16 protein-coding genes are annotated in these 17,436 nt (G+C 35.5%); 4 read left to right on the forward strand and 12 right to left on the reverse strand.

The features are described 5' to 3' along the window. Positions 1-14: 14 nt before the first annotated feature. Positions 15-428, forward strand: a complete 414-nt coding sequence (locus ACYQ3P_RS01295; RefSeq protein ID WP_460176150.1) for a L,D-transpeptidase family protein — start codon at positions 15-17, stop codon at positions 426-428. Next, positions 425-1,969 carry an ATP-dependent DNA helicase gene (locus ACYQ3P_RS01300; RefSeq protein WP_460176151.1) on the forward strand — a complete coding sequence of 515 codons (1,545 nt, stop codon included), beginning with the start codon at positions 425-427 and terminating at the stop codon, positions 1,967-1,969. Before ACYQ3P_RS01295 ends, ACYQ3P_RS01300 begins: the two co-directional genes overlap by 4 nt. A 1-nt stretch (position 1,970) precedes the next feature. On the opposite strand, the gene ACYQ3P_RS01305 is transcribed toward ACYQ3P_RS01300, so the two are convergent. Further along, a complete protein-coding gene (locus tag ACYQ3P_RS01305; RefSeq protein ID WP_460176152.1) occupies positions 1,971-2,507 on the reverse strand; it encodes a DUF996 domain-containing protein in 537 nt (178 codons plus the stop codon). Positions 2,508-3,188: 681 nt separating this feature from the next. Between ACYQ3P_RS01305 and ACYQ3P_RS01310 the strand changes: the two genes are divergently transcribed. Next, on the forward strand, positions 3,189-3,785 hold the full coding sequence (locus ACYQ3P_RS01310) for an IS110 family transposase (protein WP_460176153.1): 597 nt from the start codon (positions 3,189-3,191) through the stop codon (positions 3,783-3,785). A gap of 25 nt (positions 3,786-3,810) precedes the next feature. Beyond that, positions 3,811-4,203 (forward strand): transposase, encoded by a 393-nt coding sequence (locus tag ACYQ3P_RS01315; protein ID WP_460176154.1) that lies wholly within the window; start codon positions 3,811-3,813, stop codon positions 4,201-4,203. Positions 4,204-4,384: 181 nt separating this feature from the next. Here ACYQ3P_RS01315 and ACYQ3P_RS01320 read toward each other — a convergent pair whose 3' ends face one another. The 11 genes from ACYQ3P_RS01320 to ACYQ3P_RS01370 form a co-directional block, all read right to left on the reverse strand. Then, positions 4,385-6,028, reverse strand: a complete 1,644-nt coding sequence (locus ACYQ3P_RS01320) for a radical SAM protein (RefSeq protein WP_460176155.1) — start codon at positions 6,026-6,028, stop codon at positions 4,385-4,387. Then, positions 6,003-7,427, reverse strand: a complete 1,425-nt coding sequence (ftsZ, locus tag ACYQ3P_RS01325) for a cell division protein FtsZ (protein ID WP_460176156.1) — start codon at positions 7,425-7,427, stop codon at positions 6,003-6,005. Before ftsZ ends, ACYQ3P_RS01320 begins: the two co-directional genes overlap by 26 nt. A 17-nt stretch (positions 7,428-7,444) precedes the next feature. Further along, positions 7,445-8,710, reverse strand: a complete 1,266-nt coding sequence (ftsA, locus tag ACYQ3P_RS01330; RefSeq protein WP_460176157.1) for a cell division protein FtsA — start codon at positions 8,708-8,710, stop codon at positions 7,445-7,447. An 11-nt stretch (positions 8,711-8,721) separates the two neighbouring features. Next, on the reverse strand, positions 8,722-9,417 hold the full coding sequence (locus tag ACYQ3P_RS01335) for a cell division protein FtsQ/DivIB (protein WP_460176158.1): 696 nt from the start codon (positions 9,415-9,417) through the stop codon (positions 8,722-8,724). Positions 9,418-9,505: 88 nt separating this feature from the next. Beyond that, positions 9,506-10,426, reverse strand: a complete 921-nt coding sequence (locus ACYQ3P_RS01340; protein WP_460176159.1) for a D-alanine--D-alanine ligase — start codon at positions 10,424-10,426, stop codon at positions 9,506-9,508. 3 nt (positions 10,427-10,429) lie between these two features. Then, complete coding sequence (gene murB, locus ACYQ3P_RS01345; protein ID WP_460176160.1) at positions 10,430-11,317, reverse strand: UDP-N-acetylmuramate dehydrogenase; 888 nt, start codon at positions 11,315-11,317, stop codon at positions 10,430-10,432. Then, on the reverse strand, positions 11,314-12,687 hold the full coding sequence (murC, locus tag ACYQ3P_RS01350; protein WP_460176161.1) for a UDP-N-acetylmuramate--L-alanine ligase: 1,374 nt from the start codon (positions 12,685-12,687) through the stop codon (positions 11,314-11,316). Before murC ends, murB begins: the two co-directional genes overlap by 4 nt. Then, on the reverse strand, positions 12,684-13,781 hold the full coding sequence (gene murG / locus ACYQ3P_RS01355; RefSeq protein WP_460176162.1) for an undecaprenyldiphospho-muramoylpentapeptide beta-N-acetylglucosaminyltransferase: 1,098 nt from the start codon (positions 13,779-13,781) through the stop codon (positions 12,684-12,686). The genes murC and murG overlap by 4 nt, the downstream gene beginning before the upstream one ends. After that, entirely contained in the window at positions 13,778-14,959 is a 1,182-nt protein-coding gene (gene ftsW, locus ACYQ3P_RS01360) for a putative lipid II flippase FtsW (RefSeq protein ID WP_460176163.1), read from the reverse strand. The genes murG and ftsW overlap by 4 nt, the downstream gene beginning before the upstream one ends. Beyond that, positions 14,956-16,404 (reverse strand): UDP-N-acetylmuramoyl-L-alanine--D-glutamate ligase, encoded by a 1,449-nt coding sequence (murD, locus tag ACYQ3P_RS01365; RefSeq protein WP_460176164.1) that lies wholly within the window; start codon positions 16,402-16,404, stop codon positions 14,956-14,958. The genes ftsW and murD overlap by 4 nt, the downstream gene beginning before the upstream one ends. After that, positions 16,376-17,434: a D-alanyl-D-alanine carboxypeptidase family protein gene (locus tag ACYQ3P_RS01370; RefSeq protein WP_460176165.1), complete on the reverse strand. Its 1,059-nt coding sequence runs from the start codon at positions 17,432-17,434 to the stop codon at positions 16,376-16,378. The genes murD and ACYQ3P_RS01370 overlap by 29 nt, the downstream gene beginning before the upstream one ends. Between the last annotated feature and the right edge of the window lie 2 nt (positions 17,435-17,436).

Consider the following 17,436-nt stretch of genomic DNA (forward strand, 5'->3'; position numbering starts at 1 on the left):
AAGAGTTTGCTGATTTGATAGTAGTTATAAAATCAAAAAGAGTTATGTTTTTGATGAAAGAGGGAAAAATACTGAAGGCTTACAGAGTTGCATTAGGTAAAAATCCTGTAGGTGCAAAATATGCACAGGGAGATGGAAAAACTCCAGAGGGAAGATATTATATAGTTGGGAGAAATCCAAATAGTAATTTTTATAAATCCTTAAAGATTTCCTACCCAAACGAAAGAGATATTGAAAAGGCTATTCGTTTGGGAGTTAATCCTGGCGGAGGAATAATGATTCATGGACTTTCAAAAAATGTTGAATACTTAGGGAAATATCATATTCTTGATGACTGGACAGAGGGTTGCATTGCTGTGACTAATGAAGAGATGGATGAGATTTGGATGTTGGTTGCGGAAGGCACTCCAATAGAAATTCTACCATGATTGAATTAAACGACAGTTTTAAAAAAGCCCTATCCATAGCAGAAAATACTAACAATAATCTTTTTATAACAGGAAGAGCTGGCACAGGAAAATCCACTTTTCTTAAATATTTTAGAGACAATACAAAAAAGGAAATAGCAGTGCTTGCACCAACAGGTGTTGCTGCTTTAAATGTCAAAGGACAGACAATGCATTCATTCTTTGGTTTTAAGCCTGATATAACAATACATAAAGTAAAAGATATCAAGCCTAAAAATTCAGAGTTATATAAAAAACTTGACACAATTGTAATTGATGAAATATCAATGGTAAGAGCTGACTTACTTGATTGTATTGATGCCTTTTTAAGAAAGCACGGACCTAAAAAGAGAAAGCCCTTTGGTGGAGTCCAGATGATTTTTATCGGAGATTTGTATCAGCTTCCTCCTGTTGTTACATCAAGGGAAAAGCCTATTTTCAAAGATTATTACAGTTCACCGTATTTTTTTAGCTCACAGGTTTTCAATGAATGTGAGTTTGAATTTGTAGAGCTTGAGAAGGTTTACAGACAGTCTGATTCAGCTTTTCTTGAAATATTAAACAGCATAAGAAATAATACTGTTACAGATGACCTCATAGAAAAACTCAACAGCAGGGTAAATCCAGATTTTACACCACCAGATGAAGAATTTTATGTTTATCTTACAACAACAAACAAAATGGCTGAAAAAATTAATTTTGAGAAGCTTGCCAAAATACAAGGAAAAGAATTTGTCTATCATGGCTTTATTGAGGGCGAATTCAATGAAACTGACCTTCCAACTTCCATAGATTTAGTATTAAAAATCAATGCACAGGTAATGCTTCTTAACAACGACAGCAAAGGCAGATGGGTAAATGGAGATATTGGAAAGATTGTAGATATTAAGCAAAAAAGAACTGAGCCAGATATAATTTTTGTTGAGCTTACAAATGGCGATATTGTTGAGGTATCTCCATTCACATGGGAGATGTTTGAATTTTACTATGATAAGGAGAAAAAGAAAATTTCAACTGAAATAATTGGGCAGTTTATCCAGTATCCTTTAAAGCTTGCATGGGCTATAACAATACATAAAAGTCAAGGACTGACTTTTGATAAAATGATAATTGATTTGGGCAGAGGAACATTTTCTCATGGACAACTTTATGTGGCTCTTTCAAGATGTAGTAATTTTGAAGGTTTGATACTCAAAAAACCTGTAAATAGAAAGCACATTTTACTTGACAGGAGAATTGTCAGATTTATTACTCAGTTTCAATATAAAAATGCAGCAAAAAAGCTATCCCTTGAGGAAAAAATTTCTTTGATAGAAAAGGCAATTGAGAATGGTAAAAAATTAGAGATTTTGTATCTTAAATCAACGGATGAAAAATCAAGAAGAATAGTAAAGCCTCTTTTTATTGGAGAGATGGAGTATGGCAGTAGAGTCTTTTTGGGATTAAAAGCAATGTGTATGATGCGTGGAGAGGAACGAAATTTCAATGTAGAAAAAATATTAGAAATTCATGAAATAGATTAACTTACTCCTCGTATTTATATTCAGGTTGAAGCGTAAAGAAAGCAACTGCAAGCATTATCCATCCCACAATTATAGCAATAGCACCAATACCAAAGATAATCAATCCAACTGAACCCCAGAATATGAAATTACCAGCAAGTTTAAACAGATTTACACTGGTGTATTGATAAAGAAGCTTAAAAGATTCTCTGAAGTAATAGCAACTAACAATTGTTAAGACGTATGCGGCTAATAGCAAAACAATCATTCCTATAGTTGGAAAATTTCCTATTTCTCCATGATGTGTAAGAATAGGAACAATTGAAAGAGCGCCAAAAAGAACAACAATTACGCCTCCTACAATTGAGATTAAAACTCCAGTTAAAAACTTTTTAAAAATATCCTGATTCTGAAATATTTTTGAAAATTTATTCAAAGATATAAGAAGAAGTACAAATCCACTTATCCATAAAATCCATCCAATGTATGGAATAAGCCCCAAAATTATAAATAAAGCTCCTAATCCACCTAAAATTTTTTCATTCCCTGCCTGTTGCATAATAACCTCCTGTCCAAAGGTTTCACTAATTATAATCTAAATTGAGCGATTTTTTATAGTAGACCTTTCCGGGCATTTGCGAGACATCCCCAATTCTTGTCATTACAAGGACTTTCTTCTCAACTCTTGCGAGGTCCCTCTTTCTTTCATTGCGAGGGTGCGCCAGCACCCGAAGCAATCTCGCCGTCATAGTGCCATAGAGCGACAGCGTGGCAATTTCAGAGATTGCTTCGGCATCCTTACGGATGCCTCGCAATGACGGTGAAGTGTGTCCCTGCGAGCCCCTGCTTCACACTGTCACTGCGAGCCACTCAATGTGGCGAAGCAGTCTCTGAAAATTCGTAAAACGTAAGGCGTGAGGCGCGAGAAGTAAGACGTAAAAAGTGAAAAGTAAAAAAACGAGATTGCCACGCCTGCCTGTCGGCAGGCTCGCAATGCCCTCCCCCTTGTCATCGTATGATAAATATATGGACACTAAACAGGGATAAGTTAAAATAAAAGGAAGAAAGAAGGTGGGCAAGGACGATTTGTCATAGGTCTTAAAGACCGTTCGCAATGTTGTCCACCACCTTCTCCCTTCCCTTAAGCCTGAACGGAACATTAGGCTCAGACAGCCTGAATGAGTTCCCACGATGATAGGATAAGGGAAGAAAAACAAAAAAATCAAATGGAGGAAGAGAAATGACAAAAGAGAAGTTCATAGTTGGAGTAGATGTGGCAAAGGATACCATAGCAGTAACAATCTGGGAAAGAGGTAAAGGTAAAAGAGCTTCTTTCAATCTAAAGAATCATGCAGAGCAGTTGCATAAGGCTTTGAAAAAGGAGCTACCTGACTGCTGTAAAGAGGATATACTGGTTGTTATGGAACATACAGGGGTTTATCATTTAAAATTAGCCCATGCCTTATATGAGCAAGGGTATAAGGTAGCAATTTTGAATCCGCTGCAGACAAAGAAACTTGCGGATGCAAAGTTTAATAGAGCGAAGACAGACAAAATAGACTCTGCAGTGATAGCTGAGAGTGTGGAGATTTGCGAAGAGATAAGATTATTTAAGCCAATGGATGAACCCCAGCGGAAGATTAAGATACTATTAACTTGCCTTGCGAAGATTCAGAAACATCTTAATTGTTTAAAGAATCAAAGAGAAGCATTAAGATATGAACCGATAATGGTAGATACAGTAATAGAAAATTTTAACGAGCTCATAAAAAATGCAGAGGAAACAATACAGAAGATGGAGAAGGAATTGGAAGAATTGGCGGTAGGCCAGTTATGAGAAACAGATAAAGTTAGCGGATAGTGTGCCTGGAGTTGGCAAGAGGACAGCATGCATAGCAGTATCAATGCTTGGATGTTTTGAAAATTTTGACAGAGTAAAGGCAGTAGGCAGTTATATAGGGATAAGCCCGAGAGTATATGAATCGGGCAAGAGTGTAAAGAAAAAGGGGAGGATACAGAAGAAGGGGAGTGCATATATAAGGAAGATATTGTATATGGCAGCGATGTCAGCGATGAGATATAATAAGGCATGCAAAGCATTGTATGAGAGGATGATACAAAGGGGCAAGAGCAAGATGCAGGCATTGATAGCAGTAGCCCATAAACTAATAAGGCAGGTATATGGAGTTTTAAAAAGTGGGATACCATACAATGAAGAAATTGCAATGAATGGAAAAAAATACTTGACAAATTAACACGGAACATTGCGAGGATTTTCCTTCTCGTCATTGCGAAGATTTCCCTTCGCCGTCATTGCGAGGAGCGATAGCGACGAAGCAATCTCGTCTTTATTTTCTCAATAAAGCCTTGTTAGAGGCTGCTTCGCCTCCCTCGGAGGCTCGCAGTGACTTGTGTCTATTTCTATTTTCAATTTGTTTATTCAGAATCAATTCGTGCTTTTTTATACTCTATCCACAGACCTTCTTTTGTGATTCCTTCATGTAAAATGAAATCCCAAGGAAGAAAATCTTCAAAGGATTTTGTTTCGTAGATTTCTTGTTTTATTTCATCAAATATCTTTCCAAAGTTCTCCCCCCTTGAAACCCTTGCTGCTATGGTTAATGCCTGTCTATCAGCCCTTGCAAAGTAGCCTTGCATATAAGAGTATTTTGGAACTTCGTGTAAAAGTTTAAATCCCTTGATTTTCAATGTATCTTTACTAAGCTTTTTTAATCTCTCCTTCACAATTTCTATCTTTTCCATTCCATGCCACTGAAATGGTGTAAAGGGCTTAGGCACAAATATACTAATACTTGCGGTGATTCTCCGCGTAAAGACTGCCCTAATTTTTTGTATAAGCTTTACAATTTCATCTATGTCTTCTTCCTTTTCAAATGGAAGTCCTATCATAAAATATAGCTTCAGGGTCTCAACCTCTGTATTTGATAATTTCTCTGCTATATTCAATATGTTCTCCTCTTCAATTCCCTTTTTTATTACTCTTCTTAATCTTTCTGAGCCTGCTTCAGGTGCAAGGGTTACAGTTTTTCTTTTGGATAAGACATCTAAAGCCTGTAATGTATGTTTATCAGCTCTTAATGAGGTAAAGGAAATCTCTATGTTAGGTGTATCTAAAAGGGTTTGCAACTCTCTGTAAGCAGTTAAAGATGGTGCAATTAGTCCAAGACTAAATCCATAACTAATAGCTTCATCAATTTTTGCTTTTAATATCTCAGTCTTGACTTTTCTTGGAGGATTATAAATCTGACCTACAAGACAAAACCGACAGCTAAAAGGACATCCTCGCATTGTTTCAATTAGAAACTTCTCTGAAAAGACTGCCATTGGTGTGACAATTTGGGAATAACTGAATTTGTTAGATAAATCTCTACAGTAAACTCTCTTTATTATTGAAGGTGCACCATGCCAAAGAATTTGCCTGCCATTTATTTTTCCAGTTGCATCAAAAACTTCTTTGTAGGCTTCGGGAATATAAAATCCATCGGATGATAGAAGCTCTTTTTTCAGGTTTTGCTTGAATTCTTCTAAATATGAGCCTTCCCTGACTTGTTTATATTTTTCTACGAAAACAGCAATTAATTCCTCAGCCTCACCTAAAAAAACTATATCAAAAACCTCTGATAGGGGCTCTGGATTAGAAAAGCATAAAACACCTCCTGCAATGATGAGAGGATACTCATAAGTTCTTTCAGATGTTAAATATGGAATTTTTGCGAGTTCAAGAATTTTAATAACATTTGGATAATCATTCTCAAAGCAGAGACTAAACGCTATAATGTCAAATTCATATAGCGGCTTTTTAGACTCATAGGAAATGAGAGAAATGCCTTTTTCATACTCAAAGATTTCTTCCTTTTGGGGTAGAAAACATCGTTCACATACAACATCTTTTCTTTCATTAAAAAGCCTGTAAACTGTCTGAAATCCTAAATTACTTATGCCAACTTGATAAATATCTGGATAAATTAGACATATTTTTATTTTTCCACCGTGGTCTTTTCTTATAACTCCCTTCTCAGAATTGAGAATCTCATCAATCTTTGCGTATATTTTCTTCATCTAATAATCTGTGCTTTTTTCTCAGAAAAGCTGGAATATCAAATTCATCCTCTATGTTGTCAGGAATATCTGTAAAGGGTTTTTCAATTGATTTTACAGATTCAGCTGGTTTCTCTGCAGAGCTCTTTTTTTCAAACTCTGAAAGTTTATTTGTTTTTTCTTCATTCTCAGTTGGGCTTTGCTCCTTAATTTCTGAGTGAAATGGCTTTATATTTAATGGTGTTGTATTAATTATATTTTCTTCTGTTTTATAAGATTGGACTTCTTCTGCAGAAGATAAGCTCTCGGCTGGTTTTGATAGTTTATCTGTCTGTTCTTCTTTATGCTTTAATGATTCAACAGCATCTATATCTTTTGCTATTATTTTTCTTGTTGCCTTTAGTACACTTTTTGATGTATTTTTTGGCATCCATGACTCAGTAGCAAGTTCTAATTCTTCTGTTTTATCATCAAATCCTGTTGCAATAACTGTAACAAAAATCTCATTCTCTATCTCAGGCTTAATTACCGTTCCAAATATTATATTTGCATCTTCATGGGCAACATCATAAATTGTTCCTGCAATTTCTTGCACCTCATCAAGGGTAAGATCAAAGCCACCTGTAATATTGATTAAGATTCTTTTTGCTCCTTCTATGGATGTTTCCTCTAACAGAGGATTATTAATAGCTCTTAAGGCTGCCTCTCTTGCTCCCTCTTCCTTAAAGCATGTTCCAAGTCCTATAATTGCTTTGCCTGATTTTTCAATGATAGTTTTTACATCTGCAAAGTCTCTGTTTATGAATCCTGGATTAAGTATTAAGTCTGAAATTCCTTGAACAGCCTGCCTTAAAATGTCATTGGCTATTGCAAAGGATTTAACAAGGGGAGTTCCTTTATCAACAATGAGATGAATTCTATCATTTGGAATTACTATTACTGTGTCAACATATTTCTTTAACTCCTTTAGTCCAACAACCGCGTTATGCAATCTTTTTTTACCTTCAAAATAAAATGGCTTGGTGACAACTGCAACTGTAAGAATTCCCAACTCCTTTGCCATAGATGCAATAACTGGAGCTGCTCCTGTTCCAGTGCCTCCTCCCATTCCAGCTGTTATAAAAATTAAATCCGCTCCTTCTATGCATGACATAAGCGTGTTTTTATCTTCTAATGCAGCTTTTTTTCCTAATTCAGGGTCTGAGCCTGCACCAAGTCCTCTTGTGAGCTCTTTTCCGATTTGAACCTTTAAAGGAGCAAGGGAAATTTCTAAATGCTGAATATCGGTATTAACAGCTATGAATTCAACTCCCTTTATTCCTGCAGAAATCATTGTATTTACGGCATTTGTGCCCGCTCCACCTACACCAATAACTTTTATTTTTGCAACTGGTCTTTCTACTTCCTCAATATCAAACATTTCTCCTTCCCCCTTTATTAAATTTTTATTACCCCCCTAATCCAAGTGGATATTTTTCTCAATATATTGCCTATTATAAAATTTTCTTGGTCAAACTCGGATGTTCTTAATGCATAAATCAAACTTCCAAAGGCTGAAGCAAATTCTGGAGAAAGAAATTCATCTTGCAATACCACAGTATCATCAAATCCCATTTCAGAACAAACTGATGCTATGCCTGTATTTGGATGACCAATTCTTACAGGCATTGAAAGAAAACTCTCAGCCAACTGAACAAAACCCTTCATTTGAGCATTTCCACCTGTAATAACTGCTGAGGACAATGAGATATCATTAGGCAAGGAATTAATCTCCTTTTTTAAGATATCAAGAATCTCTTCGCACCTTGCATATACAATCTCACTTATAATACTCATTGGAACTCTCACAGCTTGCTTGTCCATCCCCCAAATCTCCACTTCATCGGAGACACTTTTAAACTTCAAGCTACCAAAATTAATATCAGGTATTGCCACTCCAAATTCTTTTTTGACTCTCTCTGCTTCATTAAAAGGGATTTTAAGTCCGATTGCTATATCATTTGTTATGTGATTTCCTCCAATGCCGTAATTATTTATGTGTCTTAAACAACCATCATAAAAAACAGCTATCTTTATGCTTCCTGCTCCAATATCTGCAACAACTGTGCCCAAATCTTTATCATGCTCTGAAAGAACAGCCTCAGCAGAGGAGACACCATGTAATACAACTTCTTCTACCTCAAGCCCTGCCCTGTTGCAACAGGTAACGATATTTTGAATATGAGAGTTTGGTGCAGTTATTATGTAAACCTTTGCCTCAAGCCTCAATCCCCTCATTCCAACTGGATCTTTTATTCCATTAGTTCCATCTACTATAAACTCCACAGGAAGAATATGAACTACTTCATTGTCAGAAGAAGTCTTTATGGCTGAGGCAGATTCAATAACTAAATCCACATCCTCTTCTGTTATTTCTTTCTTCTTTATCCTAATGGCTGCATCACTGTATACTCCTTGAACCTCTCCTCCTGAATAACATACATAGGATTTTTTAAGCTTTATGTTTAACTCTGTTTCAACATCCTGAATTGCTCTTTTTATGGAGGATACAAGAGCCTCCATATCAACGATTTTTCCCTTTTTTAAGCCCGAAGATGGATAACTTTTTAAAGATAAAATTTCAAGATTGTTATTCTCAACCTGTGCAACAAGAATGCATATTTTGCTTGTTCCTATGTCAACTATAGTAAACAACTCTCTCATTCACTCCTTCTTTATTCAACTGGTTTGACAATTACTCTATCTGGAACTCTTAAATCAACATATTGTGCTTTAATGCCTCTTTTTTTTATCTCATCCAATACAATCGCATATTTGGCAAATTTAAGCTCAAGTTCACCTTTACCTACAATAATTGGAAAATCATTTACAAAAAGAGTTAAATTTTCTGGCTGACTGCCAGTTATTATTATGTTGTCCTGAGAACTAATAAAGCCCTTAGAGTTCAAAAAATTCAGTAATTCCAATGCTGATTGCAACGTCTCCCTATTGTTAATTGGATCAATGTTTTTTAAAATAGGCAATAAGATGAGGGATGATTCAAGCTTATCTGTAAAATCTTCAAGAATTCTACCATCCCTATCAATAAGATAAGCACTCCCATCATATTTAGCTACTGCCACAGGAGAAGCCTCTTGAATATATATTGTCAGCGTTCCATTTAAATCTTTTCTTATGACAGCATCTTTTATCCATGGCATCTTTTTTAGTCTTTCATATAAAGTCTTTGATGACGGGTAAAGTAATGAGCTTCCCTCCTTAATAGAAAGTGCGTATTTAATTTCATGCTCCTTTAAATGTTTATTCCCAATGATTACAAAATGTCTTATTTTTAGTAAATGAAACAGTAAAAAGACCACCACTCCTGCAACAATCAAAACCATAAGGATGGTAATCTTTCTTCTACTCATATATTTTAATCCCATGTAGTTTTATGTATTCCATTCTATTTGTCCCTAAAACACCTATTTCCAATCACCATCCACCAGTCACAAGTCACTATTTACTCTCTTTAATGGCGAGTTCAAGAATTTCCTTAACTAATCCCTTGAAATCATAACCAGATAGTGTTGCTATTTTTGGTAAAAGTGATGTCTCTGTCATTCCGGGAATTGTATTTACCTCAAGAACATAAGCATTTTCATCTTTGTCAACAATTATGTCAACCCTTGTTCCGCCCTTACATCCAAGTGCTTTATGTGCCCTTAAGCCTAAATCCTTTAACTTTTCATATAAACTTTCATTAATTTCAGGAGGAAGAATATATTCAGTAAGCCCTTTTGTATATTTTGCTTCATAATCATAAAATCCTTTCTTTGGTCTAACTTCAACTCCTCCTAAAGCTCTTTCTCCAAGCACTCCTATGTGAATCTCTTTTCCTTCTATAAATTTTTCAACTATCACTCTATCACCATATTTAAATGCTTCGTTTAAGGCTTTATTAAGAGATTCTTCATCCCTTGCTATATTTACTCCAACAGATGAACCCTCACAAGCAGGCTTGATAACATTTGGAAAACCAATTGTCTGTTTAATAGCAATTAAAGGGTCTTGGCTTTTTAATTCTGATTTTTCTATGACTCTAAATGGAGGAACTGGTATTCCGTGATATAGGAATATTTTTTTTGATGCTTCTTTATCCATTGCAAGGGCTGATGATAGAATTCCAGAACCAGTATAAGGAATTCCCATTACTTCAAGCATTCCTTGAATTCCTCCGTTTTCTCCCCATCCACCATGTAGGGCTAAGAATGCGACATCAATTTTTTCTTGAACAATTTTTTGACAAAGCTCTTTATCCGCATCTATAAATACTGCATCGTATCCAAGCTCTTTTAGAGCATTGAAAATTGCCTGCCCGCTTCGCAGGGAAACCTCTCTCTCCGATGAAATTCCTCCTGCTATTACTCCTACCTTCATATCTCATCCCTCCAAATACTTTATCTCTGGTTCAAGCTCTATTGAGAAAAGCGTGAAAACTTTATCTTTTACAATATCCATAAGCTTAAGAAAATCATCTGCCCTGCCCTTTCCAGCGTTGATAAAATAATTAGCATGCACACTGCTTACAATAATATCACCAACTCTCATACCTTTCAAACCAGCTTTGTCAATTAAATATCCGGCTGAATTTCCTTCTGGATTTTTAAAAACGCAACCTGCTGAACGTTCATTCAAAGGCTGACTAAGTCTTTTTCTCGCAAGAAAATCCTTCATTTTTGAAAATATTTCTTCACCACGTTCATTAAGAATAAATTTTGCAGATTTTATGATAAAGCTGTCTGGCAAGCCTGAGCTTCTGTATCGGAAATTTATTTCCTGTCTTTTCAATCTCTTAATATTTAAGTTCTCATCAATTACTTCAATTTCGTCAAGACAATCCTTTGTTTCATATCCAAAAGACCCAGCATTTCCAAAAACTGCTCCTCCTACTGTTCCCGGTATTCCTATAAGTCCTTCCATTCCCGAAAGATTATTTTTAAGCAAAAAAGCAAGAACTCTTCCGAGAATTGCACCTGCACCAACATTTAAAGTAAAACCTTTGAGTTCAATTCTATCAATCTTTTTTGTGTTAATAATGACTCCCTTAAAGCCTCTGTCACTTATTAGCAAATTGCTTCCGCCTCCAATAAGATAATACGGAATTCCCTCATTTTTTATAATCTCCATTAGTCCTAACAAGTTATCATCATCTGGAAAAACTATAATCTTTGCATTTCCTCCAATTCCAAGTGTTGTGTAGTTTGCAAGAGGTTCATCTTTTTTATAAGTTATTCCTCTTTCTTTGCAAAATATTTCAATATTTCTCATAATCTGTCTCTTACTGATTCTCCAATTTTGTAGACATCTCCAGCTCCAATGGTAAAGACAACATCTCCTTCTTTAAGTTCCTTCAGGATATCATCCTTTATATTTTCCTTGTCTGGATTAAACTTTACATTAACTCCATTTGATTTAAGTCTTTTATACAACTCCTCGCCTGTTACTCCCTCAATTGGAGATTCACTGGCTGGGTATATGTCCATCAAAAAGAGAACATCTTTTTTCCTCAAAGCATTTTTAAACACAGAAACAAACTCATCCATATGGTCTCTTGTTCTTGTATATCTATGAGGCTGAAATATTACACAAAGTCTCTTAGGTTTAAGCAACATTGCAGTCTTCAGCACAGCTTTTATTTCTGTTGGATGATGTCCGTAATCATCATAAAACTTTATGTCTGCCTTTTGTCCCTTAAATTCAAATCTTCTACCAATACCAGTAAAATTCTGCAATGCCTCCCTCAAATTATCAAAAGGAATGGAGAGTTCATGGGCAACTGCTATTGTAGCCAAAGTATTTAAAACATTGTGTCTTCCAAGTACAGTAACTTTAAAGTTGCCAATTGGGCTATTTCTAAAAAATGCCTTAAACTGCATATAAGGTGCATCATACCGAATATCTTTTGCATAAAAGTCTGAAGAGCTGTCAAATCCATAGGTGATATATCTTCTATTAAGATGGGGAATTAAATCACGGATGTGTCTACATTCTCGGCAAAGTATTGAAACTCCATAAAAAGGAACCTTATTTGCAAATTCAAGAAAAGCCCTTTTTATTTTCCGCAATGTTTTAAAATAATCAAGATGCTCTTTGTCAATGTTTGTTATTACAGCAATAGCAGGATTTAGTTTAAGAAAACTTCCATCACTTTCATCTGCCTCAGCTACTAAAAACTCTCCCTGTCCAAGTTTTGCATTTGTGCCTAATGATTTTAATTTTCCACCAACAACAACCGTTGGATCAAAACCAGCCTCGCTTAAAACTGTGGCAATAAGAGATGTTGTAGTTGTTTTGCCATGTGCTCCTGCAACCAAAACCGAATATTTTAGTCTGCAGAGTTCAGCAAGCATTTCAGCTCTTGGTATAATTGGAATTCCCTTTGCTTTAGCCTTTATAATTTCAGGATTATCAGGCTTGACAGCCGATGAGTAAACAACAACATCAGCTTCATCTATATTGTCCTGTCTATGACCTATAAATACCTGTATTCCTAATCCCTTTAGTCTTTTTACTGTTTCAGACTCCCTTATATCTGAACCTGTTACTGTGTAACCCATGTTATTTAAAACTTCTGCAATACCGCTCATACCAATTCCACCAATTCCAATCATATGAATTTTTTTAAATTGATACATCATCTCCTCCTCATTAACGATTCACCGATTTCTAATATCTTCTCTGCTGCGTTGGGTTTACCAAAAGCAAGAGATGCAATTTCCATCTCTTTTTTTATTTCTGGTCTTCCGAAAATTTTTTCAATTATCTTTGCAATTCTCTCACCATTTAGCTCTTTGTCAAGCACCATCTCGCATGCTCCCCTACTTAAAAGCCTCCTTGCGTTCATCTCTTGATGATTATATGCTGCATATGGATAAGGTATAAGAATTGATGCCTTGCCTAAGGCTGTAATTTCTGCAACAGTTGATGCTCCTGCTCTACATACTATTAAATCTGCTACTGCATAGGCTTCTGCCATGTCATATATAAAAGGAAGAACTGTTGCTTTGAATGATAATTTCTTATACTCTTGCAACACCCAGCTGTAATCTGCCTCACCGGTTTGATGAATTATTTGCATTTTATCCCTTAAAGGCAACAAATGAGTTAGTGCATCAATAATTGCTTTGTTTATTTTTCTTGCGCCAAGACTGCCTCCAAATACAAGTAGTGTCAGTCTATTTTTTTCAAGCTGAAAAAGATTGACAGCCTTGTCTTTGTCACCAGATAAAATCTCTTTTCTTATGGGAGTACCTGTAAGATAAATTTTTTCTTTCGGAAAATATTCAATAGTCTCTGGATATGTTATAGCAATGGCATCAGCAAATTTTCCAAGAAGCTTATTGGCAAGTCCAGGAACAGTATTCTGCTCAAGAATAATAGTTGGAATTTTTCTTAAAGAAGCTGTTAGAACCACAGGAAAAGAAGCATAACCCCCTACTCCGAAAACAATATCTGGTTTGAAGGTTTTTAAGATACTACTGCTTTCAGATGTTGATTTGAGGAGATTCAATATAGCTCTTGCCTTGTCCTTTATACCTTTACCAACAAAACCACTCACAGAAATCAGTCTTAATTCATAGCCAATTTTTGGAATTACCTTTTTTTCAATTCCACGCTCAGTGCCCACAAAAACTATTTTTGAGGACGGATATTTTTCAGATATATGAGATGCAAGAGCAACTCCCGGAAAAAGATGTCCTCCTGTTCCTCCTCCAGCTATTATTACTCTCATGTAGTTTTTCTCCTTCTGTAATAAAGCTTACGAGTTCTAACTGCAGGCTTTTCTGTAATGTTTAACATGCTTTTATTATAGAATGCTGAATTAATTTTTGATAAATTAAGCAAAATTCCCAAAGCCATAAGATTTACAACCAGTGATGAGCCACCATAACTGATAAATGGCAATGGAAGTCCCTTTGTAGGAGCTAAACCTGTTACCACAGCAAAATTAATAAGTGCCTGAATAGCAATCATGATAGTGATACCAGAGGCAAGGAAAAAATGAAATGGGTCATTTTGTTTTTGGGCAATTTTTAATCCCCTCCAAAAGAAAACAAAGAATAAAACAACTACAGCGCAGGCGCCTATAAATCCCATTTCTTCACCGATATGGGCAAAAATAAAATCTGTATGAATTTCTGGTAAGTAGGCAAGTTTCTGTTTTCCTTCACCAAGTCCCTGTCCTGTAAGTCCTCCACTTCCAAGAGCAATTAATGACTGCACAAGTTGAAATCCACTTCCCTGCGGATCAGCCCAGGGATCAAGAAAAGATGTTATTCTTCTCCATCTATAAGGTTCTTTAGCCAGATAAAATATAACAGGAAGGGCAAGCAATGAAGTAATTCCAATAAATTTTAAATTAACTCCTGCAATGTACAACATAGCAAAAGTTATTATCCCAAGAGTCATTGCAGCTCCAAAATCAGGCTGTTTTAAGAAAATAATCTGAAATAAACCCATTACAGCGATTGGTATTAAAAAATGCTTTATGCTATTTCCGTTAAAATCTCGTTTACTAAAAAAAAATGCAAGAAAAAATATCATTGCAAGCTTTACAAATTCAGATGGCTGAAAGACACTTGGCCAAAGTCTTATCCATCTCCTTGCTCCTCCAGCACTAACTCCAAGTGGAGTAAAAACAAGAATTAGCATAATAAATGAAAGTATTAAAATAGGGAAAACAAATTTTTTAAGATTTTCCCTTGGTAAAAAGGCAAACAAAAACATTAGAAATAATCCGATTAACAGTGTGAACAACTGTTTTTTTAAAAAAACCAATCCTCCCTTTTCTCCATAACTTGCCTTAATTGAGGGTAAAACAGAGGTTGCACTATAAACTGCTATAAGTCCAATTATTATAAGAAAAGTTGCTACAATAATTAGAGATTTATCAAAGCCTTCCCTATTCATAAGGAATTAACAATCTCCTTAAACACATCGCCCCTGTGTTCAAAGTTTTTAAACATATCAAAGCTTGCACAACCAGGAGAGAGCAATACCACATCTCCTTTCTGTGCAACTTCTTTTGCCTTTAAAATCGCTGATTTCATATCATTCTCAAAGTAATGCGGAACAAGGTCTCCTAAAGCTTTTGCTATCTTTTCTGCTGCCTCACCTATTAAAATTAATGTTTTAACCTTTTTCTGAACCAGTTCTCTTAATGAGTTGAAGTCTCCATCTTTGTCTCTTCCACCAGCAATGAGAATCACTTTACCCTGAAAACTCTCAAGGGATTTAGCAACTGCATCCACATTAGTTCCTTTTGAATCATTAATATATTTGACACCATCAATCTCTCTTACAAACTCCATTCTGTGAGGAAGTCCCGGGAATTCTCTTACAACTTCCTTAATGCTTCCTCCTTTGCATCCTGCTGATAATGCAAGAAGAGATGCTGCCATAATGTTTTCAATGTTATGAACACCTTTTATCTTAAACGAATTTACATCAAGAATAGTATTCTCCATCTCCTGTTTTATTGTCTCTGAAAACTCCTCTCTCGCATTAAACAATATCTTGTCATTCTCTAAAAAAGCCCCATAAACTTTTTGCTTTCTGCTAAAGTAGAGAATATGAGGCAATTTGCCCCTTTTCATATATACATTTCTTAAATGTTCAATTGCTGAAACAGTATTTTTATCATCCATGTTTAGTACCAAAACATCATCGCCAGCATGATTTAGAAAAATTTTTGCCTTAGCTTCAATATACTCCTTCATGTTTGAATATCTGTCCATGTGATCAGGAGTTATATTAAGAATTGCTGCATAATTGGATTTGAAGTTTTTTATGCCTTCAAGTTGAAAGCTTGAGAGTTCAAGGACAAGATAGTCTAATAAAATTTCATTTTTGTAAATTCTTTCTATCACGTCTGCCATAGGCAGTCCAATATTTCCAGCCAGTGCAACCTGTTTTCCATCTTTCTTTAAAAATTCATAAGTAAGGGTTGAAGTCGTTGATTTGCCATTAGAGCCTGTTATGCCGATTATCTTTATATCAGGTTTTATAAGAGTTAAAATCTGCCAACTAATCTCAATTTCACCAATTACAGGAATTCCCTTATAAATAGCTGAAAGCACAGAAGGTGTGCTCATTGGAACACCAGGACTTATAACAATCAATTCCGCCTCTTCAAAGGCTTCTGTAGGATGTCCACCTGCATAAAGTCTGTAAAGCTTTTCTTCTGTTGAACCCAAAATTTCCTTAATTTCAGTTAATGATTTCTTATCATTTGCAATAACTTTTGCTCCTAATAGGGAAAGAAGATTAATGAGAGATAATCCGCTTTTACCAATTCCTACAACAGTAATCTTTTTGTCTTTAAGGTCAGATAGATTTTGTATTAGCCTTTGCATTCCTCACCCTCTTTTGTTTTGATTTTTTTGTCTTTATATCCTTTGTATTTTTTGTTTTCTTAGCCTTTATTACCTGCTTGGATTTAACTTTTCTGTCCTTGTAAGATGCTTTTACTATAGGAGCTTCTTCTAATTTAACAACAGGCTCATTTTTTCCAGACAGAACATCATCAGCCTTTGCAAGCAAAATCTGAGTATCTTGCCAAAGCTTTTCTCTGTTAGGAGCTCCTAATACAGCAGTATAAACCAGTCTGTTTCCCACACGAGCAGCACTTACAAAACAGTGTCTTGCCTTGCTTGTAAAACCTGTTTTACCGCCTATCATATTATCCTCTGACCATAGAAGTTGATTTGTGTTTTGAATAAAATGCTCCTTTCCATTTTGTTCATGAACAAGATAAACCCTTGTATTTATTGCCTCTTTTATTAAAGGATAAGAGATTGCCTTAGATATTATTTTTGTTAAATCATATACTGTTGTATACTGTCCTTTACCGGGCAAACCAGAAGCATTCACAAATTTCGTATCCTTTGCACCTATTTTTTGAACTTTTTCATTCATTAGTTTTACAAAATCTGCCTCTGTGCCTGCTGTTGCCTCAGCCAGTGCAACAGCAGCTGAGTTAACAGAACGCATTAGAGCAAGATATATGAGGTCTCTAACTGTATATACTTCACCTTCCATCAATTTAGGGTCTACACTTTGAGTCTTAGCGGCTTTATTGGAAATTTCAACTTTGTCTTCTGGTGAAAGTCTTTCAAGGGCAACCATTGCAGTGACAAGTTTTGTAGTGCTTGCAGGTGGATGCTTAAGATGGGGATTTTTTCCATATAAAATTTTTCCTGTCTGGGCATCTACAACAACAGCACTTTTTGCATCAATTTCTTGAGCCTGCGATATTAAAGTGCATGTGAAAGTGAATGTGAGAGTAATAACAAAAATTATCAGAAATTTCTTTAACAATTCAATTACCCACAAACCCGCTCTTTTACTTGCACTTGCACTTATACTTACACATACACTCTTCATAG

This window comes from Thermodesulfovibrio hydrogeniphilus, from assembly GCF_054657355.1.

Coding starts and splice junctions, on each gene's coding strand:
- ACYQ3P_RS01300 (WP_460176151.1), top strand. CDS start 425: ATGATTGAATTAAACGACAGTTTTAAAAAAGCCCTATCCATAGCAGAA.
- ACYQ3P_RS01305 (WP_460176152.1), bottom strand. CDS start 2,507: ATGCAACAGGCAGGGAATGAAAAAATTTTAGGTGGATTAGGAGCTTTA.
- ACYQ3P_RS01310 (WP_460176153.1), top strand. CDS start 3,189: ATGACAAAAGAGAAGTTCATAGTTGGAGTAGATGTGGCAAAGGATACC.
- ACYQ3P_RS01320 (WP_460176155.1), bottom strand. CDS start 6,028: ATGAAGAAAATATACGCAAAGATTGATGAGATTCTCAATTCTGAGAAG.
- ftsZ (WP_460176156.1), bottom strand. CDS start 7,427: ATGTTTGATATTGAGGAAGTAGAAAGACCAGTTGCAAAAATAAAAGTT.
- ftsA (WP_460176157.1), bottom strand. CDS start 8,710: ATGAGAGAGTTGTTTACTATAGTTGACATAGGAACAAGCAAAATATGC.
- ACYQ3P_RS01335 (WP_460176158.1), bottom strand. CDS start 9,417: ATGAGTAGAAGAAAGATTACCATCCTTATGGTTTTGATTGTTGCAGGA.
- ACYQ3P_RS01340 (WP_460176159.1), bottom strand. CDS start 10,426: ATGAAGGTAGGAGTAATAGCAGGAGGAATTTCATCGGAGAGAGAGGTT.
- murB (WP_460176160.1), bottom strand. CDS start 11,317: ATGAGAAATATTGAAATATTTTGCAAAGAAAGAGGAATAACTTATAAA.
- murC (WP_460176161.1), bottom strand. CDS start 12,687: ATGATGTATCAATTTAAAAAAATTCATATGATTGGAATTGGTGGAATT.
- murG (WP_460176162.1), bottom strand. CDS start 13,781: ATGAGAGTAATAATAGCTGGAGGAGGAACAGGAGGACATCTTTTTCCG.
- ftsW (WP_460176163.1), bottom strand. CDS start 14,959: ATGAATAGGGAAGGCTTTGATAAATCTCTAATTATTGTAGCAACTTTT.
- murD (WP_460176164.1), bottom strand. CDS start 16,404: ATGCAAAGGCTAATACAAAATCTATCTGACCTTAAAGACAAAAAGATT.
- ACYQ3P_RS01370 (WP_460176165.1), bottom strand. CDS start 17,434: ATGAAGAGTGTATGTGTAAGTATAAGTGCAAGTGCAAGTAAAAGAGCG.